We start from the raw sequence: 22,589 nt of genomic DNA, 5'->3' as shown, positions 1-22,589 counted from the left end.
GTATGGCATTGCTTGCGCCGCCGACCTGCCAGGGGTCGGCGAAAATCTGGTCGACCATCCGGAGGTCCCGATCATCGCCACGGCAAACGGCCCTTACGGTTATTTCAGGCAAGGCCAAGGCTGGCGGATGATCAGGAATGGCCTCCATTTCAAGCTCTTCGGCACCGGCACGATCCTCTCGGCCGGAGTCGAGGCCGGCGCCTTCGTCAACCCGGCCGATCCGCACGGTGAACCAACGATCCAGGCCTTCTGCGTTCCGCACGTCTATCTGGATCGCGATATCCTCACCCTCGTCGAGAACACCTATGGGCTTACCGTCACGACGGTTGTGGTGAAGCCTAAGTCGCGTGGTTTTGTGAGGCTGCGGTCGGCGGACCCGAAGGACATGCCGGTCGTTTCGCCCAATCTGCTCAAGCATCCAGACGACATGCGGGAGATGATCTCGGGTCAGCGTTATTTCCTGCAGGCGTTCCAGACCAAGCCGCTCGGCGATCGGGTCAAGGCCATTGCCGTGCCAAGTCAGGATGATCTCAGCGATGAGGCGCTGGCAAAACATTGCAAACGCTTCGTCAAGACCAACTACCATCCGGCCGGCACGTGCCGAATGGGCTCGGACAGCGACCGGATGGCGGTGCTGGACGCGGCGATGCGCGTGCGCGGGGTGGACAATCTGCGGGTTGCCGACATGTCGGCCTGTCCGAACATCAATGCCGGCAACACGGCCGCGCCGGCGATGATGCTGGGCGATCGATGCGCCGATTTCATCCTGGAGGCGGCATAGCGCCCCATCCAATTGCAAACAGCGGCGTCGCCGCAGCCTTCAGGGCCGAATGATGAGGAAGTCCATGGTCGCAGAAAGCGACAATCAAGGAGGAAAGAGCATGATCATTACCCGTCGAAAACTACTGGTAGGCTCCGCCGCCGGCGCGGTCGCGCTGATGCTCGGCTCACGCGCCTTTGCGGCGCTGCCGCCACTCGCCAAGAAGGACAAGTACAAGGTCGGTTTCGCCCAGACGGAAAGCAACAATCCGTGGCGCCTTGCCGAGACCAAGAGCATGCGGGACGAAGCCGCCAAGCTCGGCCATCAACTGGTTTACACGGATGCCGCCGGATCGTCGGCCAAGCAGGCTTCCGATGTGAACTCGATGATCGCGCAGGGCGTCGACGCCATCTTCCTGCCGCCGCGCGAGGACAAGCCCCTGGTGCCGGTTATCCTGGCGGCGCGCGATGCCGGCATACCGGTGTTCCTGGTTGACCGCGACGTTGACCACACGATGGCCAAACCGGGCGAGGATTACGTCTGCTTCATCGGGTCGGATTTCATCGAGGAGGCGACCCGTATCGGCGAATGGCTGGTCAAGAACGCCAATGGCAAGTCGAAGATCATCGAACTGGAAGGCACGACCGGCGCCTCGGCGGCCACCGATCGCAAGAAGGGCTTCGACGATTTCATCGCCAAGCATTCGGAGTTCACTATCCTGGCGTCTCAGTCCGGCGACTTCGCCCGCGACAAGGGCCGGCAGGTTGCCGAGACGCTGCTTCAGGCGCACCCCGATGCGGATATCATCTACGCGCACAATGACGAGATGGCGCTGGGTGCAATCGCCGCTTTGGAAGCCGCCGGCAAGACCCCAGGCAAGGATGTGCTGATCTTGTCGATCGACGGCGAGAAGGAAGGCGTACAGGCGATCATCGACGGCAAGATCGGCGCCATCTGCGCCTGCAGCCCGCTGTTCGGGCCGAAGGCCTTCGCCACGATGGCCGATTATGCCGCCGGCAAAAAGATCCCGCCCTTTATTAAGAACGAGGATGCCTTCTTCGACCCGACGAATGCGAAGAAGGACTTCGATATTGCATTCTGATATCCACCCTGTTTCCAGCTGCCCTACCCGCTCCGGCGGGTAGGGTTTGGAGTTTGCCGATGATCACTCAGCCGGATCAAGCAGCGCTGCTCCTGGACATGCGTGACATCCAGAAGCGTTTTGCCGGTATCCCTGCCTTGGCCGGTGCCTCACTCCAGGTCCTTCCGGGCGAGGTCCACGCACTCATCGGCCAGAATGGTGCGGGCAAGTCGACCCTTATCAAGGTGCTCACCGGTTACCACCGTCGGGATGGGGGTCAGGTGCTGTTCGAGCAGAGGCCGTTCGAGGTCGGGTCTCCGCATGAGGCGCAGGTCAGCGGCATCAGTACCATCTACCAGGAAATCAATCTCGTCCCGCTCCGCTCTGTAACCGAGAACATCTGCCTCGGACGCGAGAAACGCCGTCGGGGACTGCTCGACTGGAGCGCGATGCATGCTGAAGCCGAGCGCCTGCTCAGCCGGTTCTCGATCCGCATTGATGTGCGCCGCCCGCTCGGCGACTTCAATACCGCCACGCAGCAGATGGTGGCGATTGCCCGCGCCATCGGCTTTTCCGCCCGCCTCGTGATCATGGATGAGCCGACCTCCTCGCTGGACGAGCGTGAAGTCTCAGTTTTGTTCAGCGTCGTCCGGCAGCTCAAGGCCGAAGGCGTCTCGGTTCTATTCGTCAGCCACAAGCTCGACGAGCTCTACGAGGTATGCGACCGGGTCACGATCATGCGCGATGGCCACACGGTGCGCAGCGCTGCGATGAGCGACATCGGCAAACTGGAACTGGTCGCGGCCATGCTTGGCCGCGATGTCGCGGTGGTCGACGGCCACGCGACTGCGTTCGGCGCGCGCGATCGTTCGAGGATAGGCGATGTGCTGTTTACCGCGCAAGGGCTGTCGGCCGGCCAGTCGGTTCGCAATGTGACCTTCGATGTGCGCCGCGGGGAGATTGCCAGCTTTGCCGGCTTGCTCGGCGCCGGCCGCACCGAAACAGCTCGCCTTGTATTCGGCGCCGACCGCCTGAAGGCCGGCGAGATGACGATGGAAAGGGCATCCTACCATCCTGAGCGAGCCGCCGACGCAATCGCCGCCGGAATGGGGTTCTGCACAGAAGACCGCAAAGCCGAAGGCATCGTGCCGGAGATGACGGTGGCGGAAAACATAACGCTGGCACTGCTGCCGAAGATCAGTCGCAACGGCATCCTGAACGAAGACCGGCAGCGCGAGATCGTCGCGCGCTTCATTCGCGACCTCGGCATCAAATGCTCCGGTCCCAACCAGAAGGTCCGCGAACTCTCAGGCGGCAACCAGCAAAAGGTGCTGCTGGCCCGGTGGCTGGCGATGAACCCGAAGCTGCTCATCCTCGACGAGCCGACACGCGGCATCGATGTCGGGGCTAAAGGCGAGATCCAGCGCCTCATTCTGAAGCTTGCCGACGATGGGCTCGGCGTCCTGATGATCTCCTCGGAAATCGAGGAGGTAATGGAAGGGGCGGATCGCATATTCGTGCTGCGCGAAGGGGTGAGCGTGGCCGAACTGGAAGGCCAGGCGGCCAACGTGGAGGACGTACTCGCGGCGATGGCGCATGGCGGTTCGCCGGTGGAGGCGGCAGCTTGAGCGATCTGGCCACACCATCCCCTGCCAACGACGCCGGCGCCCGCGGTTTCAATCTGTTCGGCTTTCTGGCGCGCTACGGAACGGTGATCGCGCTGATGCTGCTGATCGCCTTCAATCTCGGCTATACTCGCAATTTTGCGACGCTGCAGACGCTCAACGTCAATCTGACCCAGGTCTGCACCATTGTGATCGTCGCGGTGGGAATGACGCTGGTGATCGCCACCGGCGGCATCGACCTGTCGGTTGGTTCGCTGATGGCTATCTCCGGCGCACTGGCGCCAATGATCTTCATGGGCAAGATCTTCCCGGTCGGGAACACCTACCTGGCGGTCGTCGTGGCGATGGTCGTCTCGATCTTCGTTGCCGGCCTGTTGGGACTGTTCAACGGGTGGCTCGTCTCCCGCTTCCGCATCCAGCCGATCGTCGCAACGCTTGTGCTGTTCATCGCGGGGCGCGGGATCGCGCAGGTCATGACCAACGGCAATCTGCAGACCTTCCGCGTGCCGCAATTCCAATGGATCGGCCTGGCCCGCCCACTCGGCATTCCGGCACAGGTCATCATCATGGCCGTGCTGGTTGCAGCGGCGGCGTGGGCTCTTCACCGCACGGTATTCGGGCGAAGCATCCTGGCCGTCGGGGGCAACGAAAAGGCCTCGGAACTCGCTGGCATCGCCGTAGCGAGGATCAAGCTCGCGGTCTATGCGATCAGCGGCCTTTGCGCGGGGCTGGCCGGTCTCGTCGTCATCGCGATCAACTCCTCCAGTGACGCAAATCTTGTCGGGCTGGGCATGGAACTGGACGCCATCGCGGCTGTCGCAGTGGGCGGTACGCTGCTCAGCGGCGGCAAGGCGACGATTATCGGCACCCTGCTCGGCGCGCTGACCATTCAGTTGGTCCGTTACACGCTGCTCGCCAATGGTGTGCCCGATGCCGCTGCGCTCGTGGTCAAGGCCGCTATCATCGCATTCGCCGTCTGGCTGCAGCAGCAACACAGAGTGTAGTTATGAACAGCGCCCGACTGATTGGCATAGTCGGCACCTACGGTGTCGTTGTCGCGCTTGCAGCCTTGGTGCTGTTCGGATTCTTGCGCTACGAACGTTTCCTGGGCTTCTTCAATGTGATGAGCGTTCTGCGCTACAACTCGATGTTCGCGCTCGTCGCGCTCGGCATGTGCTTCGTGATCATGACCGGGGGCATCGACCTGTCGGTCGGCTCCGTCGCCGCCTTGGGCAGCGTCGCTTCCGCGCTGGCGAGCCCCCACGGCATAGCAGCTGGTGTTGCAGCTGGCGTGGGCGCCGGCTTGGCAGCCGGGCTGATCAACGCGCTCTTGGTTACGCGCGCAAACCTGATGCCATTCATCGCCACGCTTGCCACCATGCTGGCCGCAAGCGGCTCGGCGTTGCTTCTGGCTGGCAACCAGTCCGTTTCGGTGTCCTATGATTCAGGTTTCACCGCCATCGGCCAAGGAAACTTCTGGATCTTCCCGATCCCGGCGGTCATCGCCCTGGTTGCGTATGTGGTCGGATCGGTCGTCCTGAATTACACCAGCACGGGACGGACGGTGCTGGCCATCGGGGGCGGCGAAGATGCATCGCGGCTGATGGGGCTGCGCACGGACCGCATCAAATTTCTCGTCTATGTCGCAAGCGGTTGCCTGGCCGGGCTCGCGGGCGTCGTTCTCGCTTCGCAGTTCGGCGCAGGCCAGCCAATCGAGGGCGTCGGCTGGGAGTTGTCTGCCATCGCTGCCGTGGTCGTGGGCGGGACGCTGCTTACCGGCGGCTCGGGCTCAGTCATGACCACGCTGGCCGGTGTGCTCCTGCTCGGCATCCTTTTCAACATCCTGAACTTTGAAAACGGGTTGGGTTGGATCTCCCTCTCGGCCTACTGGCAGTCCGTCATCCGGGGGCTCTTCCTGCTGGTCGTGGTGCTGCTCCAGGCGCGGCTGACCGGACGGCGCGGAAGCTGGCCCGCGACGACAAGTGGCCCATGAGCGCCGCTAAAGTGCAACGCTAATTGCCGTCGTTGCATCTGTCCGTTTGCCGAAGAAACCTCGCGGATAATCCCCAAAATGCAAGTCCCAGAGGCATGGTGAGGAGCCCACATGCGAGGGTCCGAAAATGCGCATTTATAGCCATTGCAGTCCGCGATACGCGCCACCCACTTAGCAGCCTTGTGCCTTCAGGGACCGGACCATGCGAACAACTCACTCAAAACCTGCCATTGAAAAGCTGACGAAGCGCGAAGCTTCCGGACCGAAGCATCTGTTGCTGGTCCTTGCGTCCCACTTCGCTCATTGGAAGCCGTTTTTGGACAGTCGGCTTCGAACTCGGCCGCCTTGTTCGGACCCGAAACCGTGTTGGCGAAATACCGCATCCGATCGGGCGCGCCCGATCTTCGTTGCTCAGTCCAGCGCCCTTGCGTGAGCGGCTTCTGTCAAACCGATTGGCCGAGCCTTTGTTCCGGTGGTGGACTGTCTGCGATCCGGGTGGCGAACGAGGATCAAGGAAGGAACAAGGGGGCCGTGCCCAAGTTCGGGGCGATGTTCCACCGCCGCCGATGAACTCGAGCGGCTGCGCAGCAACAACCGAGGCACGGGATCATGACCGTTCAGATTCGACTTTCCGAGATCGACCACGCCAGGCGCGAAGATCATGGCGACGGTGCCTGGAGCATCGCACCGGACCTGGGTTATTTGCGGCTGGCAATCGTCAATGTCGTGTTCTTCGGCGCACCGCGCAGCGGAGATCGGAACTGGGTGCTAATAGATACGGGGTTGCCGACGTCGAGAAGCAGTATTCTTGCGGTCGCGGAAAAGCGGTTTGGCACCAACGCACGGCCTGCCGCGGTTATCCTGACACACGGCCATTTTGACCATGTGGGAACGGTTCTGGACCTCGCGAATAGGTGGGAGGTGCCCGTCTTCGCGCATCGACTCGAGTGGCCCTATTTGGACGGAACTGAATCTTATCCGCCACCGGATCCCTGGGTCGGGGGCGGACTGATGGCGCTGCTTTCGCCGCTCTTTCCGCGCGGGCCGATCGATCTTGGCAACCGATTGGAACTCTTGCCCGCCGACGGATCGGTCCCCGGAATGCCCGGATGGCAATGGCTGCACACACCCGGGCACGCCCCTGGTCACATTTCGCTCTGGCGCGAGGAAGACCGCTCGCTGATCGTAGGGGACGCTTTCATCACCACCGGTCAGGAGTCCGTCTATGAGGTCGCCGTCCAGGATCTCGAGATGCACGGTCCGCCGCGCTACTTCACGCCGGACTGGGATGCGGCGGAAAGATCTGTGAAGCGTCTGGCTGCCCTGAACCCTCAGATGGTCATCACTGGACACGGTGCGGCTGCCGCTGGAGTGGGCATGCGTAAAGCTCTTGACAGTCTGGCTGAGCGCTTCACGGTGTTCGCCGTCCCGCCGAAATCAAAATTCGTACGCGAGCCAGCGACGGCTGCAAATAGCTGAGGTAACCGAGCCGCCGTCGTTGTGAATATGGTCACGTTGGACAACTCCATCTCTCGAGCAGGTAGAGTTCCCCCCCTCGGGTCGCGCCCATGTCGCCCAAACACTGACAAGCGGAACAATCCCGGGAGGCGCCAGTTAGGCGTCGCACGCTTGGGCGACTTGCGGCCAGCCCCGAAAAAATCCCGCGTCAGGAGCAGACGTCAGATGGAAAACGAGCACCCCGAAGGACGTGTCCTCTCCGCCGGCGCGGCGATCGGCAAGAAGTTCGGGCCCCCACCGGTCGTCACGAGCCATGACTGGCGTCGATTCGCTCATGGGCCAAAACCGTGGAGCGGTCCCGGCTCCACCAGCTTGATGGGGTGATCGACTTAGCTGTGCTCCATCGCCGTGCCGCCGAATTGGAGTTTGTGCACGAGCCAGCGAGGAGGAACAAACCTGGGAAGCGCCAGTTAGGTCCTTCGTCCGGCGGAGGGCGGCACCCCGGCCACGCGCCTTGAAGTTGGTTCAGAGGAAGGCTTCAGATGAGAAGTGCCAAGAGCGCGTGCCCCAAGAACGCGTCCTCTCCAGGATTGGTGGCCGAGCAAGTGTTGTTGCGATCCAGCTCCAAGCCGGGGCGGCGACTGCTCTGGATCCCGGCAATCGCATTCTTGCCCGGTTGCGCGGGGGGTGTGCTCGACCCGCAAGGACCCATTGGCTCGGGCAACCGCACGATCCTCTTGAACTCACTGGCGGTGATGCTGGGGATCGTTGTTCCGACGCTTGTTGCGCTCTTGGCCTTCGCATGGAAATTCCGCGCCTCGAACAGCGACGCGCGCTATGACCCGGAGTTCACCTATTCGGGGCGCATCGAGTTGATCGTCTGGTCGATCCCCACGCTCACCATCCTTTTCCTGGGCGGGCTGATCTATTACGGATCGCACCAGCTCGATCCGCGCAAACCGATCCCTTCCGCGCAGCCGCCGCTCGACATCCAGGTGGTGGCGCTCGACTGGAAATGGCTGTTCCTCTATCCCGAGCAGGGCGTGGGCGCTGTCAATCAATTGGTTATCCCCGCCGGCGTTCCAGTTCATTTCAAGCTGACCTCGGCCAGCGTGATGAACACGTTCTTCGTGCCCCAGCTTGGCAGCATGGTCTACGTCATGAACGGCATGCAGACCGAGTTGCATCTGCAGGCCGACCGCGAGGGCAGCTTTTTCGGCCAGTCGGCGCACTTCAGCGGCGACGGCTTCTCGGACATGAACTTCAGCGTGAGCGCGGTTTCAGCCGATGCCTTCACCCGCTGGACGTCGTCGCTGCGTGGCGGCGGCGGCGTGCTCAACGCGAATGCCTACCGCGAGCTCGCCCGGCAAAGCACCAACGTGCCGCCGTCCACGTTCGGTCATGTTCAGCCCGGGCTGTTCGATGCCGTCGCTCAGCAGATATTGCCCCCGGGTCCGGGGCCGGCCGAAAGTGCCGCCGGCGGCGAGCCACAGGTGAGCCCAAAGGCATTGCCCGCGGCGGCGCCGCCGACGGGGCATCATCCACAGGCAGAAGGGGCGGAATGACGATGCTGGGCAAGCTCGACTCGTCGGCCATTCCCTTCGATCAACCCATCCCGCTCGTCGCGGCTCTCGGCGTCTTTCTGGCAGGGGTCGCCGTGCTTGGATGGATAACGGTGAAGGGCTACTGGCCCTATCTGTGGAACGAGTGGATAAGCTCGGTCGACCACAAGCGCATCGGCGTGATGTACATTGTGCTGGCGATGCTCATGCTTCTGCGTGGCTTCATCGATGCCATCATGATGCGCACGCAACAGGTGCTGGCGATCCACGGGCCGGGCTACCTGCCGCCGGAGCATTACGACCAGATCTTTTCCGCGCACGGCACGATTATGATCTTCTTCGCGGCGATGCCTTTCATGATCGGCCTGATGAATTTCGCCGTACCGCTGCAGCTTGGCATACGCGATGTAGCCTTTCCGACACTCAATTCCGTCAGCTTCTGGCTGACGGCTTCCGGAGCCCTGCTGGTCAACATCTCGCTTGTCATCGGTGAGTTCGCGCGCACCGGCTGGCTGCCCTATGCCCCCTTGTCGGAGACCACCTACTCGCCGGGCGTCGGTGTCGATTACTATCTGTGGTCGATCCAGATCTCCGGCGTCGGCACGCTGCTTACCGGCGTCAACCTGGTGACGACCATCCTAAAGATGCGTGCGCCTGGTATGGGCTACCTGCGAATGCCGATGTTCTGCTGGACCTCGCTCGCGTCCAACCTGCTCATCGTCGCAGCCTTCCCGATCCTCACCGCCACGCTGGCGATGCTGACGCTGGACCGCTATCTCGGCTTCCATTTCTTCACCAACGAAGCCGGCGGAAATCAGATGATGTTCGTCAACCTGATCTGGGCCTGGGGCCATCCCGAGGTCTACATTCTGGTGCTTCCCGCCTTCGGCATCTTCTCCGAGGTCTTCTCGACATTCTCGTCAAAGCCGCTGTTCGGATACCGTTCGATGGTCGCGGCCACGATGTTCATCTGCATCGTCTCGTTCATGGTCTGGCTGCATCATTTCTTCACCATGGGCGCCGGAGCAGACGTCAACGCCGCCTTCGGCATCGCCACGTCGGTCATCGCCGTCGGCACCGGGGTGAAGATCTACAACTGGCTCTTCACCATGTATGGCGGGCGCATCCGCTTTGACACGCCGATGCTTTGGGCGCTGGGCTTCGTGACCACCTTCACCGTCGGCGGCATGACCGGCGTTCTGCTTGCCGTTCCACCGGCCGACTTCGTGCTGCACAACTCCCTTTTCCTCGTCGCGCATTTCCACAACGTCATCATTTCGGGCGTGCTGTTCGGCGCGTTCGCCGGCTTCACCTACTGGTTTCCCAAGGCGTTCGGATTCCGCTTGCACGAAGGCTGGGGCAAGGCCGCATTCTGGGTCACCTTGGCCGGCTACATTCTGGTCTTCGTGCCGCTCTATATCGTCGGTCTGCTCGGCATGACGCGGCGCCTGCAGCATATCGACATGGATCTTTGGGCGCCATGGCTGGTGGTGGCCGTGTTCGGCGTGCTGGTGATGATCGCCGGCGCCGCACTGCAGATCATGCAACTCGCCGTTTCGATCCGACATCGCGACAAGCTTCGCGATGAGACAGGCGACCCATGGGACGGGCGTTCACTGGAATGGTCGACGTCTTCCCCTCCCCCCGTTTTCAACTACGCGCGGCTGCCTTACGTCGAGGATGAAGAGCCCTACTGGCGCATCAAGCAACGGGCAAGGGAGGAGAAGAGGCCCGGTGCGGAGGAAGGATACGAGCCTATCGAGATGCCGCGCAACAGCCCGACAGGCTTCGTCACCGCCTTCTTCAGCACGCTGATCGGGTTCGCGCTGATCTGGCACATATGGTGGCTGGCGATCGTCGGCTTCATCGGCGCCTACGCGACCTTCGTCGTCTTCGCCTGGCGCGATCATGGGGATTATGAGATTCCCGCCGAAGAGGTCGCGCGCATCGACGATGACCACAAGGCCGCACAGTCAGCCCGGCTGCGGCGCTGGGAGCGGCCGGCATGAGCGATCACGCGCTACCCGGCGACTTCAGCGCGGGCACCCAGGCCCGAGACCCCTATCGGCTTGGTCAGGGCGGCCGACACGGCGTGCGCTCCGCGACCGGCCACGGTGAAGGCGGCCCGGCCTCGAAATTCGTCACCGTGGCATATGGCTTCTGGATCTTTCTGCTGTCCGACATCATCATATTCTCGGCCTTCTTCGCGGCGTATGCCGTGCTTGCCAAGGCGACCGCCGGCGGACCGACCGGCAAGGATTTGTTCGAGCCCACCCGCGTTGCGGTGCAGACGGGCCTTCTGCTCACGTCGAGCTTCACCGGTGGCCTGGCGACACTCGCGACCCGTCGCAGATCGATGGCTGCCACGCAGGCCTGGCTGCTCGTCACCGGATTGCTCGGGGCAGCCTTCCTGTTTCTGGAGGTACAGGAATTCGCGGCGATGATCGGCGAGCAGGCGGGGCCTTCGCGCAGCGCATTTCTATCAGCCTTCTTTGCGCTCGTTGGCTGCCACGGCACCCATGTCGGGCTGGGGCTGCTCTGGCTGGGCACAATGATGGCGCAGCTATGGGTCAAGGGTTTTCGGTCGGATATTTTGCGGCGGGTCCACTGCTTCGGGCTTTTCTGGCACGCACTCGACATCATCTGGGTCGCCATCTTCACCCTGGTCTATCTGTTGGGAGCATCGCCATGACTGACACCGAGAGCAGGCCCGGCGAGATGCAGGACCGCCGCGATTCCGCACCGGGCGAGGAACGTATAACCGAGCACGAAGTGGCTGGAGGGCTGTTGGGCTATGTGATCGGCTACGGCCTGGCCATCCTGCTCACGATCGCGTCATTCCTGGCGGCTCAAACCGATCTGATTTACCAGCCGGCGGTGATTTCGGCCCTGGTGGTGCTCGCTGTTGCGCAGATGGGTGTGCATCTAGTCTTTTTTCTGCACCTGACCACCGGGCCGGACAACACCAACAACATCCTGGCTTTGGCCTTCGGCGTGCTGATCGTTGCGCTGGTGGTCCTGGGCTCGGTTTGGATCATGGCCCACCTGAACGAGAACATGGCCGCCATGACGGCCCATCAAGCCGGAACGATGCCTTAAACCTCGCCCTGCTAGTCTTGGCTGAGGTGATATGAAGCTGGTACATTGTACCGCCGGGGTGGAGATAAAAGGCTCGTCAGACCTCGTGCTTTGGCTGAACTGCACGTATGGCATCTAGCGCCAAGCGAACGGCATCGATGCCTGAGACGCGGGGCTCGATCCGCCTGAAAATCACGCGGCCGTTTCGGTACTCCAGGCCCAACACCTTCCTGTCCCGCCAGCGTGACGCCAGAGGCTTGTTGCGCAAGGTGATCGCGACGGCTTCGGGCCCAACATCAACTTTGCCGACACCCAGTTCCGACGCTGCTATCCGCAACCTGGTAAGTTCCAGCAGAACGGTCACTTCGCCAGGCATGTCACCAAAGCGGTCCTCGAGCTCCTCGCTGAATGCATCAAGGTCCAAGTCAGAACGAATACGAGAGAGCCGCGCATAGAGGCCAACACGGACAGTAGGCTCGTTTACATAGCTTTCGGGAAAAGCCCCTTTTGCAGGCACGTTGATGTTGGCAAGTTGCCTGTTGGGGTCGGCCCCTTCTCCAGCCGCCGAGACCGCCCGCTCCAGCAAGTGCTCGTAGAGGCCCACTCCGATCAGTTTCATATGCCCAGCCTGATCTTCGCCGAAGAGATCGCCGGCGCCGCGCAGGTCGAGGTCCCTTTGACTGATTGCCAGGCCGGAGCCAAGCCGATCGAGCGCAAGCATTGTCGAAAGCCGGGCCCTGGTGCCGTCGGCCAGCTCAACACCAGGTTCCGTCAGAAGAAACGCAGCCGCTTGCATCGCTCCTCTACCGACCCGACCCCGTAGCTGGTGCAACTGCGCCAGACCGAACCGGTCCGGGCGCCAGACAATGATGGTGTTGGCTCGAGGCACATCGAGCCCACTCTCGATGATGTCGGTGCTCAACAAAATGTCGCCATCACCGTCAGCGAATCCGACCATGACTTCGTCCAGCTGCCTCCCTTTCATTTCACCGTGCGCCGTCATGACGCCGAGTTCCGGCACCAGCCTGTTCAGCTGGTCAGAGACCGGGCCAATGTCCTCGATGCGAGGAACCACGAAGAAACTCTGTCCACCCCTGCGAAATTCACGCAAGAGGGCCGCGCGCACCGATGCTGGATCGAACGCTGCCAGGATCGTGCGGACGGGACGTCTTTTGGCGGGCGGAGAGTTTAGAACGCTGACATCCTGGATGCCCGACAGCGCCGATTGCAGCGTCCGCGGTATCGGGGTGGCGCTCATGCTCAGCGTGTGAAGGCAGGGCGCCATGTTCCGCAGGGCCAGCTTCAACTTGACGCCGAACCGGTGCTCCTCGTCAATCACCAGCAGTCCAAGATTGGCGAAAGTGACGCTCCTGGACGCCAAGGCCTGAGTACCCACGACGATCGTAACCTGGCCGCTCCGCAGGCCCTCCTTTGCCGCTTTTGCCTTTGCTGCCCCGACCATCCTTGACAGGTGGGCGACCTGCAGGCCCGTTCCTGCGAAACGGCGGCTGAACGTCTCATAGTGCTGTCGTGCCAACACGGTTGTCGGCGCTATGACCGCAACCTGTTTCCCGCAGAGGGCGGCGGCGGCGCAAGCACGCAAAGCCACCTCTGTCTTGCCGAAGCCAACATCACCGCAGACGAGCCGGTTCATTGTTCTCCCCGAGGAAAGGTCGTCGAGCACAGCGCGGATGGCGGCGGCCTGGTCAGGAGTCTCGGTATAGGGAAATTTCGCCGCAAAACGGGCCAAGTCCGCGCGGGAGGGCTTGATGATCTCGGCGGGCTGGCTGGACCTCATCTCGGCAAGGCCCACCAGGCGCTTGGCCAGCCTGTCGATCTCGCGCAACGCAGCCTCGCGTCGCTTGGGCCAGCCCTCGCCGTTGAGGCGATCGAGCGACACTGCCTCCGGTTCCGAGCCGTAGCGCCATATTTTCCCAAAGTCGTCGACCGGAACCAGCAAGGAAGCCCCGCCATGATATTCCAGCCTGACAACATCCTGGTGCTGACCAGCCAAGTCGACCTGTTCGACCGCCGCGAGCACGCCCAGGCCATGGTCTTCATGGACGACGACGTCGCCGATGCGCAACTCGGGTTCGAGTATGCTTGCGGCCATGCCGGCATCCGCCTTCAACGCAGGGCCAAACAGGTCGGCTGCGGCGACCATCGCGATACCGGATTGCGCGTCGACAAACCCTTCATCGAGGACGAAGCCAGCCTTGAGAAGAGAGCCTCTCGCGGCGGAAAGTATTTGCGGTAAGTCGACCGCTTCCTCAGCCCGCCGGCCTAGCTTTCTATTGAGCAGGCGATCTGCTCGCTGCAGTTCAGAGGCATCGCCGGTCAACACCACCCTGGCCCCGGCGCTTGTCTGCCTTGTCACGAATTCAGCGATTTCGTACCCGGGCCGGGCCTGGCGAAAGAATTTGGGAACTCGCTCGGCAGAAACGGCAAGTCTCGTGGAGCGGTTGCGCACGGAAGCATCCCACTCTTCACGCGACAGGTAAAATTGTTCCGGCAAAGGTTTCTCGCGCCCGGCAGCCTCCTGCCTGGCACGGCGTGCATCCTCGATCAGGTCCAGAATTTTGTCGAGCGGCTGCCCGTCGATCCCTTCAAGGAAGGAGATCGAGGCGCTCGACGCACTGTCGAAGACAGATGGCATCGCGCCAAATAATGCGACCAGGCGCTCTTCCATCGACGTCGCGCGCATCGCTGTCAGCTCAGGATGATCACCAGCTTTAAACATCAGCTCGGATGCCGGTCCGACAGCAATCGAGTCTCGAACCTGGTCGCTGAGCTGACTGATCGGATCGTAGGTTTTGAGCTCTCGAATGCAGCTGTCTGGGCCAAGGACGACGCGAACGGGGTCCTCCGCGCCAGCGGGGAAGATGTCCATGAGATCGCCCCGAAAAGCTATTTCACCCGGTTCGTCGACCCTCTCGTCGACGACATAGCCAAAAGCTTCGGACCTTGTTCTGAAATCATCCCGGTCGAACTTTTGTCCCACCTCCAGAATTGCGAAACCGCCAGCAATGACCTGGGCGGGCGGCACCCGCTGCAGACTGGCTTCGATCGACATTACAGCGATGCGCGCACGATCGGGCTTCGTTGCCATGTGACACAACGCACGAAGCCTCCGCCCCATATTGGCGCGTGTGGGCCACACCCTGTCGTAAGGCAGGCAATCCCAGGACGGCAGCAAGATGATCTCCGCGTGCGGCAGGAACTGACGCAAAGCCCCGACGATCTCGTCGGCGCTGCGTTCCGAGGCAGTTATATGGATAATGTGCTTGTGCCGGCTGGCCTCCAGCCCACCGGCCAGCGCTGCCGCGATAGCTGAAGATGGCGGGACGCCGTGCTCTATCGTAAACCCGCTGTCATCCGTGTGATCGATTTGTTCGACATCCGTCCGCGAAATATGCCTGTTCACTGAAATCTCACCTTGTCCCCAGAAGAACGTCAGCACAGCGACCCCGTTCCTGGCGGCGCGCATTAAAGTGTTCCAGGACGGGGCAGCCGGTGCGGCGTTGATGCATTGCTTCCTAGCTGCCCTAAGAACTGGCGGCTGTGAATCACGCTCGACGCCGGCAGAACGCTCTGTGCGTCGGGCCATGCCGCGCGGTGGCCCGTCCGCCGGAGTTAGTATGTGCACATGCTGAATTGCCGAAATGTCGATAACCACGCGAGGGATTGTCGAGAAAGCTGTTCGAGTTCGTCCTCGTCCGTTATCCCAGCTTGGTAGTAAGCCAGGATGCGCGATGCACTCCGTTCTCTCTTGGTTTCGGTCTCGTTTTTTGGGGTTGCTGCGCGCCAAAACGCGGCTCAGTACGGCCAGCTCTGATGGGGTGAAGGCGTCTCTATGCTTGCATCAACTCCGCGCCGCCCGCCTCGGGTGGGGAGCCGAGGCGGGCTGAAGCTGTGGGGATCCAGCTTCCGATGCCGGGCAACAGGCGATTGTGCAAGAGGGATTGTCCGGCGCGGCCCAACGCAGGATGGACAGAATGTTCCGGGAGTTTTGGTGAGGCGAAAATAATTGGCCAAGAGCCAGAAGCACGGCGCAGGATACGGCATGTAAGACTTGCCGGCGTGCGATCCAGTCAGCAGCTCGGGCCAAGATCCGAATCCTGGATGTGAGTTTCTGGACCTTGCTGAGCATTTAAGAGTTGAGGTACGGCCGTTATGATCTGCGGCAGAAAGAAGGGCTTGGTGATCATATTATGCTGTTGGGAACACCTTCGGCTCCCCAGTGTACCTCGCTATCGCCGCTGATACGCTGCCGCGATCGATTGACGTCCTGAGGTCGCCTTGGACAACGCCAAGACGGGCTTGGTGCTTCGACAGCCAAGTGCCAGACGATGAGGACGATTGCAGGCCTACAGCAGCCGCGCGAATGGTTTCTCGCTGTAAGCTCGTGTTGGGTTGGTACGCTGCGGCGGCTTGCCGGCGCGGTCGCTTTGATCAAGCTTCCTGCTGATCTTCAGAAGCCTGCTGGATTTGGGTCATCACCTTTCGGGGATCGACATTCTCTGCCAGTTGCCGCAGCTCTTTGTCGGCCGGGGTGGAGACATTCAGACGCACCGCCAAGGCAGCCACCATCTCGATCAGCCGCGTGGTTTCATGTTCGTTAAGGAGGCTGATCTGCAAATCCAGTTCCGCTCGGCGCTCGCTGTGTTCGGCCATTCTGTTCTGATTGATCAGCACGAAGGTAGACAGGAAGATTGCCTCGACGGAAGCGACCATGGCCAGGATCACGAAAGTTGGGTCCCAAGCTGGGATGGCTGGCATCGCGCCTAGGTTTGCAAGGATCCAGGCCACGAGGATTGCGAGATGCAGATAGACGAAAGTCATGCTCCCCGCGAAGCGCGAAATAGCGCCGGCAATCCGCACCTGAACGCTTTGGTGCTCCTCCTGTTGTCGCCTGTGCTCGACCAGTGCCTCTATGTTCTGGTGGAGCACCGAATGCATGTTGGCTGGACGTTGGTCGCTCATTTGGAAAGCTCGTTTGAACGACGATCTGGTGCAAGCGGCGTCACTTGTCGCCCGCCTGGAACATTTGCGGAGCCGGACCTGGCTTGAACTCGTCGGCACGCAGCTTACGTCGCTGCCGACGGTTCGATTGGGAAAGGGCGTGCCGTGCTGAAATCGTGTGCACCATACCGACTACTGCCTGCGGGGCGCTCTGATGAACCATATGGCCAGCGCCCGGAATCACCTCGAGGAGAGACCCACCAACTTCGCCATGCAGGCGCCGTGCATTCCGTTCCGCATCGAACAACCGGTCTCCAGATCCCGCCAGGATGCCGGTCGGTACGGAAATGTCCTTATAGCTGGCCTTCTCCGACAGGGCCGCGGCCAGCATAGATGCTGACTCCGAACAAACCGCCCCCAGTTGGGAAGGGCGGCTGGCGGCATCCTTGGCGGATGCGGCGAAGTCGCTGGCGATCATAGCGGGTCGAAATATCTTTTCCATTGCCCAAGGCCAGGCAAGCCTCACAAGCAGCGGCAACAAGGTGTGGCGAAACCCCGTTCCGATCACCGGCAATGCCGGGAGTGCGGCCAGTGCAAGATCCAGCCGCGGTGGCGGATAGTAATAGCCTGAGACAAGCACAATGCCAGCGACCGATGAAGGATGCCTGCGCGCCAACTCGAGGGCGATCCAGGCTCCCCAGGAATGTCCAAGCACGAGATATTTCTTAATACCCAATCTGCCGGCGGCGGCATGTATGAGGTCGGCTTGGTCGCAAGCGGACCAGCGCCGGGTGCGCGAACGTGAGCTTCGCCCAAAGCCGGGACGGTCAAATGCGAGCACCCGGTAGGTCTTTGCCGCCTCATCGAAGACGCCGCTCGACTTGAAATCCTCCGCCATGGATCCATGCAGGAGAAGCAGCGGCATGCCGGTTCCGGCTTCGATAAAATGCAGGCGCAGACCATCAATTGCCATCATACGTCCGCATGTCAGGCTGGCGATCGCACGTTTGGCGCGGATGGCGTTGTATCCCGCTAGTGCCGCTAATGCAGCGATGGACAATCCGGCCGCTAGTTTCGCCCCGTCTCTGTCCAACGCCATGCGCGTGCCTCAGAAGCTGTCTGCGTGACCCAACCTTCGAGGTCACAGCTTGTTCCGCCAGACCCTGTGCCTGGCGCGGAAGGCTTTTCAACGTCTGGCGATCGCCATGGCCGCGATCTTGCAATGATCCATGCTTGCGTCCCGAGGAGATGCTCTCCGGGATAAACGATCGTTCCATCATCGCGCACACAGCGCCTGGCGTCAGGCTGGCCTCCTCAGCATGACCGGCCCCAAGAGTATGCATGACGCGTTCGCCTTCTCCAGCAGGTAGTCGGAAATAATGCGGCGGTGGCACCGCCAGCAGACGGCTTCCGCGCACATGATTGGGCAGCGATGCCGGCTGCTAAGCTCTCGCAGTTCCGCCAAGCCTTTGGCGAACGGCTCCGCCGGTGAGTGCTGTCTGCTAACGTGGCTCTCTTTGGAAAAGTAAGCCCGCTGCCTGGGCGGGGGGCTTGGGGTTAGGCAGCGGGCTTCGTAGGCGATTAGGGGTTCAGAACCCACGCAAACGATGCTCTCAGAGTGTTAACGAGACCTTAACGAAGCTCGGAGCGTTTTACCAATCTTGGCGACCTGTGGATAACCCTCGCAGTTACGCGTTCAATGACAGAGTTGAGGTCGACGGCTTCGCGGTCATGCTGTTCTTCGACAGGTTCCGCCTGCATGTTCGGATCACCATCCATCTCATCCAGAAGGGCTATCATGTGCTCGATCGTCGCCTCGACCCGGCACCGGAAGAAGGCGCTCATTGCTCGCTCCATTCGATGTGGACTGTACCGCCGAGTTCTCGTATTCCGCGCACAATGGCATTGTAGTCGACAAAGCCTCGGGCGCCCCTCCAGTTTTTGTGACGGAAGTAGCGCTTTGACCTCGCAAATTCGTCAAGTTCGGCCATGGTTACGTTTCGTCGCGAACATTCCGATCGAAGTTCGTCGAGTAAAGCAAACCAGTAGGCTTGTAGCGAACTTTAGGGCGGGAAAGACCCAGGGCGCTGCCTCGGCAGCATAATTTCTTGAGGCTGTGGTCAGGAAACGCGGCGCAAAGCTCTGACGCACTTGCTGTCCGATCGAGTCTCCGAAACAATGCATCACTTCTTGCCGTCCAGATACGGCGCCTCTTAGCTATGTCTAGTGTCTGGCATCGTGTCGCCAGGGCGGCTTGGGTGCGATGTGGCAACGCCTTGCGCATGGCCTTGTAGTCTGGATAGAGCGAGCGGCATATTTCTGTCTCCGCCTCGGTCCACAGTGGCCAGCCGCCGTTGCCGATGCCGGTTCTCTGCATACGCTGTGAATGACGCTGTCCCTGGACCGCATACTTGGTAAGCTCAGCAAGGTGCATCTCATGTCCTTTCATCCATTGATGCCCGCCCAGGTGAACCGTGATCCCTGCTGCCAATCCAACCAGGATAATTTTGCCGCGTTCCCCGATACACCCGTTGTTCAATTGAATTGCTGTGTATTATTCCGCTGTTGTCTTTAGGATGAGAGCCATGCCCCTATCATCCTTCGCCAAAGAACTGGAGAACGCCGCCGATAGCATCGCCGACATGTCGCGAGGGGATCTTCAGATCATGCTTCGGCGCGCTGCGTTGATGCTCCGGAACGTCGCCGGCCTCCCGCTAGAGCCAGCAACACAGGACGCACTGAACTCCATTGCCGCTGAAATGAAAATCGGCCGGTCGGAGCTCATTCAGATCGTCTTGCGTGAGTGGCTGGAAACGAATGCTTATCTGCCAGTCCGGATGATTGACGAGGAAAGCGAGACCGACGGGAGCGCTTAGCAACATGGCTCGCAAGGGAATGGTCCGCAGAAAAAGGCCCGTGCCTAAGGGACGGGCCAAATACGTTTCGGGAACAATGCCTAGAGCGGTTATTCTCAGCCGCCCATCTTCTTGGCCATGGCACAGAAATCAGCGTGCGACTTGTTGAGCGTGGTGTCGCCGCAGTCTTTCAGCACCGCCTTTTGTTCATCCGGTTTCATGGACATCCATGCGGTCTTGAAATCCGCTTCCGACCTCAAGGTTTTCATGCCGGCATCCGTGAAGAAAGGTGACATCTTTGCAGGATCATCGAGCGCGGAAGTGGTGCTGCTGCCAGCCAGCGCTGAGCCCGTCATCACTGCGAGCGCCATCGCGCCCATCGTAAGCATTTTGATGCTCATTTTTTCCTCCGTTAGTTCTACACGCGCAAATCGCGTGACCTGGGGAAAAAACGTCGGCGTCTGAACTCTGTTCCCGCATCTCGCCGATTTCGCATCGGCAGCCGTCTGACCGCGCTGATGTCGTGGCCGGTGCAGTGAGGAGTCCACCGTGGGGCGACGGACCACTGCGGCCAGCCTAAAGTGCGATCGGCAAACGCGGGCCCATTAACCACCTTCCTGGATAGATTGGACCCCAATGGGGATGCGGGGGGTTTACCTTGCGTGGAAAATCACAAGCACAGATTCTATTGTCATGTTGAGCGCGACGGATTGTGGGGAGTTTGGGATTGCGTCGCCAACAGGCCGGCAAGGTTGGGCGGTGGCGACGTTCGCGGTTGCACTGCCCAAAGGGCTGAAACTGCGGAACACGTCCTCACGAGAATTTACGACGGCGGACTTGATGCCGTCGCTATCCGCATCGCGGTCATTGTCAGTTCTGCGGGTTCGGCCTGATCGATCCCCGGCCGCCAGGCGCTTACCCAGCCTTAGGGGGCAGCACCGGTCCAGTGGTGTTCCACCGGATGAACTCGACCTCTTTCCCGGTGACGTCCCGCACGGCCTTCAATAGCACCTCATGCAGGACGCGCGTCTGCCTGTAGTGGTCGCAATGTGGCGATATGAACGGCTTGATGATGCTTAGGTGCAGCGCTTCCGCTGCCACCAGGAAGCGCTCGATTTCAGCCTGTGATAACTGCTTTGAGGGTTTTGACCTAGCCATTGCGACACCTTTTGAGAGTCGCCCCACCTGAGGACAATATTCCTACCGCGACCGTTCAGTGTAAAGGCTCAAACGTCGAAAAGGTCGTTTGGTCCCACGCCAATTTCGTCAATGATGTCCGGCGTGTTGTTTCGCGGGCTTCCGACCTTCCTGTCGATCGGCCACATCTTCATCAGCTCCGAAGGATATGGCTTCATGAGGTCGCGTGGATCCAGTTCCGGTCCGAGCCAGCGCATGTAATCGGCAGGCGCCAGAATAACCGGCATCCGATCATGGATCGTCGCCATCAACGTATTGGGCTCGCAGGTGACGACAGCGAAGGTCCGGATCAACTCGCCGGTCGCCTTGTCGGCATATTCTTCCCATACTCCAGCCATGGCAAAAGGCTCGTCCTCCGTCATCGCGATAGCGTAAGGCTGCTTTTTCGTGCCCGAACCATCGAGCTTTTGCCATTCGAAATAGCCGTCGACGGGCACCAGGCAACGGCGCGCGGCGTATGCTTTTCGGAACATGCCGTTGCTGGCAATCGTCTCGCACCGCGCATTGACAGGCGGTGGCCGCCCGCCGCCATCGCGCGCCCAGCCGGGAACCAGCCCCCACTTCGCAGAAAGGAAACCGGCCATGCTCGTGGAAAGCTCTTCACGTACAATGATTGGATAGGTCAGGCTGGGCGCGCCATTCCAGACCGGGAACCCGTTGCCCAAACGCTCAACGTCGCCAGGGTGCGCGAACTCGAAGCGCCGCACCATGTCCGGGATGGTCGATTTTACAAAAACGCGTCCACACATTCAGGTCGTCTCATTGACAAGGATCGAGGCCCGCCCAAGATGGGAACGGAGTGAGAACGTATCAAGGTTGTGGTGATGCCGAAGAAGCCAAAGGACGTAATGCTGCCAGCGGTCTCGGGCGTCACAATCGAAATCGATGACCGCGATAATCCCGAGGTCTGCCTTGTCGGGCTATTAACTGCCGAGGGGAAGCGATCCTTCACCCTGAGCGAAAACGGCGCTCGGATGATGGTGAAGGCGTTGCACTCATTTCTCGATCTCCTCGACGGATCTACGTCCGAGACAAAGCCCAAAGGCCCCGCCAACTGAGAACGCAGATATGGTCAATCCGCCCAAGCGACAGGACGATTATCAGGACCGAGCCATCGACTGCCAGGAGGCCATGGAGCCGGGCTTTCAGGCGATTGTCGATTGCATGCTGGAGGCGGGATGGACGCGAGGCGAGACATTGCGGGCGCTGAAACGGCTCATAGCGGCCAACAATATGGCTCAGAAAGAGAACGCTAGGCTGGAAACGCAACTCGCAATTGCGCGGGCCATGTTGCGCGCTGGAAAGCCGATTAAGGTCTGTTGACCTGTTGGGCGTCCCTTGGCCAATGCATCGATTGCCACCGGGTGCATAAACTCTTGCACCGACCTGGGAGGAACATGCGTCCGCAGTCGAAGTTCGGAATGCGCTTGGTAAGGAAATCTCCTTGAAACAGCCAAGCAAGGCCCGCCACTGGCTCCGAGACCCGGTGGCGGGCCACCCGCGATTAATCTTTTTCGTAGGGCTGGAACCTGTTTCTGAAATTGAAGTTGGAAATGTGCTTGGTTGAGATTCCCCTCCTCAAATCCAAGCTCTGGTGCAAGTGCAAGGCCCGCCGCTGTAATTGTGTCCTCAGCGGCGGGCTTACTTCGTCAGGCGCTCCACGGTCTCAATGATCGCCTTGGCCAATGCCTCGCCTTCATAGATCGGTTCTGGGCCATAGTAGCCCGTCACCCATTCCTCGCTAGGCAGCACGCCGGCAGGGCATACCTGCTCGATGGCCATTCGGACGAGCTTCAAGGCTGCACGCTGATCGACTGCCACAGGGGAGTTGGGTTCGACGTTCACATGGTGGAGCGGCCGGGGCGTCATGCCTTAGCCTCGCGGATCGCCCGCAAAGTCGCATGGCGTAGCTTGTCCTCGCGCTTAAGGGTCTTCACTCGTCCGACAAGGCCAGGTTTGATCCATTCGGCGTCTGGCTTGTCGGCTCCCTTCGGTGGCGTGCCTTTCCCCTCCTGCAC

The 22,589-nt window shown here is 60.9% G+C and carries 22 protein-coding genes; 13 read left to right on the top strand and 9 right to left on the bottom strand.

Translation table 11 applies throughout. The annotated features are described in order from the left end of the window. The 10 genes from EN955_RS24565 to cyoD form a co-directional block, all read left to right on the top strand. On the top strand, positions 1–781 hold a 781-nt coding region (locus tag EN955_RS24565), incomplete at its 5' end, for a GMC family oxidoreductase (protein WP_164769905.1). A gap of 100 nt (positions 782–881) precedes the next feature. Further along, complete coding sequence (locus EN955_RS24560; RefSeq protein WP_013525261.1) at positions 882–1,862, top strand: ABC transporter substrate-binding protein; 981 nt, start codon at positions 882–884, stop codon at positions 1,860–1,862. Positions 1,863–1,921: 59 nt separating this feature from the next. Then, complete coding sequence (locus tag EN955_RS24555) at positions 1,922–3,469, top strand: sugar ABC transporter ATP-binding protein (protein WP_024505436.1); 1,548 nt, start codon at positions 1,922–1,924, stop codon at positions 3,467–3,469. After that, complete coding sequence (locus EN955_RS24550) at positions 3,466–4,470, top strand: ABC transporter permease (protein ID WP_013525259.1); 1,005 nt, start codon at positions 3,466–3,468, stop codon at positions 4,468–4,470. The genes EN955_RS24555 and EN955_RS24550 overlap by 4 nt, the downstream gene beginning before the upstream one ends. A 2-nt stretch (positions 4,471–4,472) precedes the next feature. Then, the gene (locus EN955_RS24545; RefSeq protein WP_013525258.1) at positions 4,473–5,459 is read left to right on the top strand and encodes an ABC transporter permease; all 987 of its coding nucleotides are present in this window, start codon (positions 4,473–4,475) and stop codon (positions 5,457–5,459) included. A gap of 609 nt (positions 5,460–6,068) precedes the next feature. Continuing rightward, positions 6,069–6,938: an MBL fold metallo-hydrolase gene (locus EN955_RS24540; RefSeq protein WP_013525257.1), complete on the top strand. Its 870-nt coding sequence runs from the start codon at positions 6,069–6,071 to the stop codon at positions 6,936–6,938. Between the two features lie 521 nt (positions 6,939–7,459). After that, positions 7,460–8,482 (top strand): ubiquinol oxidase subunit II, encoded by a 1,023-nt coding sequence (cyoA, locus tag EN955_RS24530; protein WP_127223470.1) that lies wholly within the window; start codon positions 7,460–7,462, stop codon positions 8,480–8,482. 2 nt (positions 8,483–8,484) lie between these two features. Next, positions 8,485–10,488: a cytochrome o ubiquinol oxidase subunit I gene (cyoB, locus tag EN955_RS24525; RefSeq protein ID WP_024505438.1), complete on the top strand. Its 2,004-nt coding sequence runs from the start codon at positions 8,485–8,487 to the stop codon at positions 10,486–10,488. Next, positions 10,485–11,171 carry a cytochrome (ubi)quinol oxidase subunit III gene (locus tag EN955_RS24520; protein WP_024505439.1) on the top strand — a complete coding sequence of 229 codons (687 nt, stop codon included), beginning with the start codon at positions 10,485–10,487 and terminating at the stop codon, positions 11,169–11,171. The genes cyoB and EN955_RS24520 overlap by 4 nt, the downstream gene beginning before the upstream one ends. Then, positions 11,168–11,578 (top strand): cytochrome o ubiquinol oxidase subunit IV, encoded by a 411-nt coding sequence (cyoD, locus tag EN955_RS24515; RefSeq protein ID WP_013525252.1) that lies wholly within the window; start codon positions 11,168–11,170, stop codon positions 11,576–11,578. Before EN955_RS24520 ends, cyoD begins: the two co-directional genes overlap by 4 nt. 76 nt (positions 11,579–11,654) lie before the next feature. Here the strand turns inward: cyoD and EN955_RS24510 are convergent, their stop codons facing one another. The 5 genes from EN955_RS24510 to EN955_RS24485 form a co-directional block, all read right to left on the bottom strand. Continuing rightward, positions 11,655–15,044, bottom strand: coding sequence for a DEAD/DEAH box helicase (locus EN955_RS24510; RefSeq protein WP_024505440.1), 3,390 nt, complete (start codon positions 15,042–15,044; stop codon positions 11,655–11,657). A 965-nt stretch (positions 15,045–16,009) separates the two neighbouring features. After that, a complete protein-coding gene (locus EN955_RS24500; protein WP_013525250.1) occupies positions 16,010–16,540 on the bottom strand; it encodes a DUF1003 domain-containing protein in 531 nt (176 codons plus the stop codon). 40 nt (positions 16,541–16,580) lie between these two features. After that, a complete protein-coding gene (locus EN955_RS24495; protein WP_024505441.1) occupies positions 16,581–17,618 on the bottom strand; it encodes an alpha/beta hydrolase in 1,038 nt (345 codons plus the stop codon). Positions 17,619–17,819: 201 nt separating this feature from the next. Then, positions 17,820–18,119, bottom strand: coding sequence for a DUF488 domain-containing protein (locus tag EN955_RS35125; RefSeq protein ID WP_245265410.1), 300 nt, complete (start codon positions 18,117–18,119; stop codon positions 17,820–17,822). A 32-nt stretch (positions 18,120–18,151) separates the two neighbouring features. Then, positions 18,152–18,364, bottom strand: a complete 213-nt coding sequence (locus tag EN955_RS24485) for a hypothetical protein (protein WP_013525248.1) — start codon at positions 18,362–18,364, stop codon at positions 18,152–18,154. 740 nt (positions 18,365–19,104) lie between these two features. Between EN955_RS24485 and EN955_RS24480 the strand changes: the two genes are divergently transcribed. Next, positions 19,105–19,395, top strand: a complete 291-nt coding sequence (locus EN955_RS24480; protein ID WP_013525247.1) for a hypothetical protein — start codon at positions 19,105–19,107, stop codon at positions 19,393–19,395. Between the two features lie 95 nt (positions 19,396–19,490). Here the strand turns inward: EN955_RS24480 and EN955_RS24475 are convergent, their stop codons facing one another. The 3 genes from EN955_RS24475 to EN955_RS24465 form a co-directional block, all read right to left on the bottom strand. Then, a complete protein-coding gene (locus EN955_RS24475) occupies positions 19,491–19,775 on the bottom strand; it encodes a hypothetical protein (protein ID WP_013525246.1) in 285 nt (94 codons plus the stop codon). Between the two features lie 514 nt (positions 19,776–20,289). Further along, on the bottom strand, positions 20,290–20,532 hold the full coding sequence (locus EN955_RS24470) for a hypothetical protein (RefSeq protein ID WP_024505443.1): 243 nt from the start codon (positions 20,530–20,532) through the stop codon (positions 20,290–20,292). A gap of 68 nt (positions 20,533–20,600) precedes the next feature. Then, positions 20,601–21,320, bottom strand: coding sequence for an SOS response-associated peptidase (locus tag EN955_RS24465; RefSeq protein ID WP_024505444.1), 720 nt, complete (start codon positions 21,318–21,320; stop codon positions 20,601–20,603). Between the two features lie 75 nt (positions 21,321–21,395). Here EN955_RS24465 and EN955_RS24460 point away from each other — a divergent pair, with 75 nt between their 5' ends. Continuing rightward, on the top strand, positions 21,396–21,629 hold the full coding sequence (locus EN955_RS24460) for a hypothetical protein (RefSeq protein ID WP_013525244.1): 234 nt from the start codon (positions 21,396–21,398) through the stop codon (positions 21,627–21,629). A 10-nt stretch (positions 21,630–21,639) separates the two neighbouring features. Next, positions 21,640–21,894 (top strand): hypothetical protein, encoded by a 255-nt coding sequence (locus tag EN955_RS24455; protein ID WP_024505445.1) that lies wholly within the window; start codon positions 21,640–21,642, stop codon positions 21,892–21,894. Positions 21,895–22,212: 318 nt separating this feature from the next. Here the strand turns inward: EN955_RS24455 and EN955_RS35535 are convergent, their stop codons facing one another. Further along, on the bottom strand, positions 22,213–22,353 hold the full coding sequence (locus tag EN955_RS35535; RefSeq protein WP_244507019.1) for a hypothetical protein: 141 nt from the start codon (positions 22,351–22,353) through the stop codon (positions 22,213–22,215). Positions 22,354–22,589 lie beyond the last annotated feature (236 nt).

The organism is Mesorhizobium sp. M7A.F.Ca.CA.001.04.2.1, assembly GCF_003998485.1.
Lineage (GTDB): Bacteria > Pseudomonadota > Alphaproteobacteria > Rhizobiales > Rhizobiaceae > Mesorhizobium > Mesorhizobium ciceri.
The sequence above is the reverse complement of the archived record's forward strand: the minus strand, read 5'-3'. Positions and strand labels throughout refer to the sequence as shown.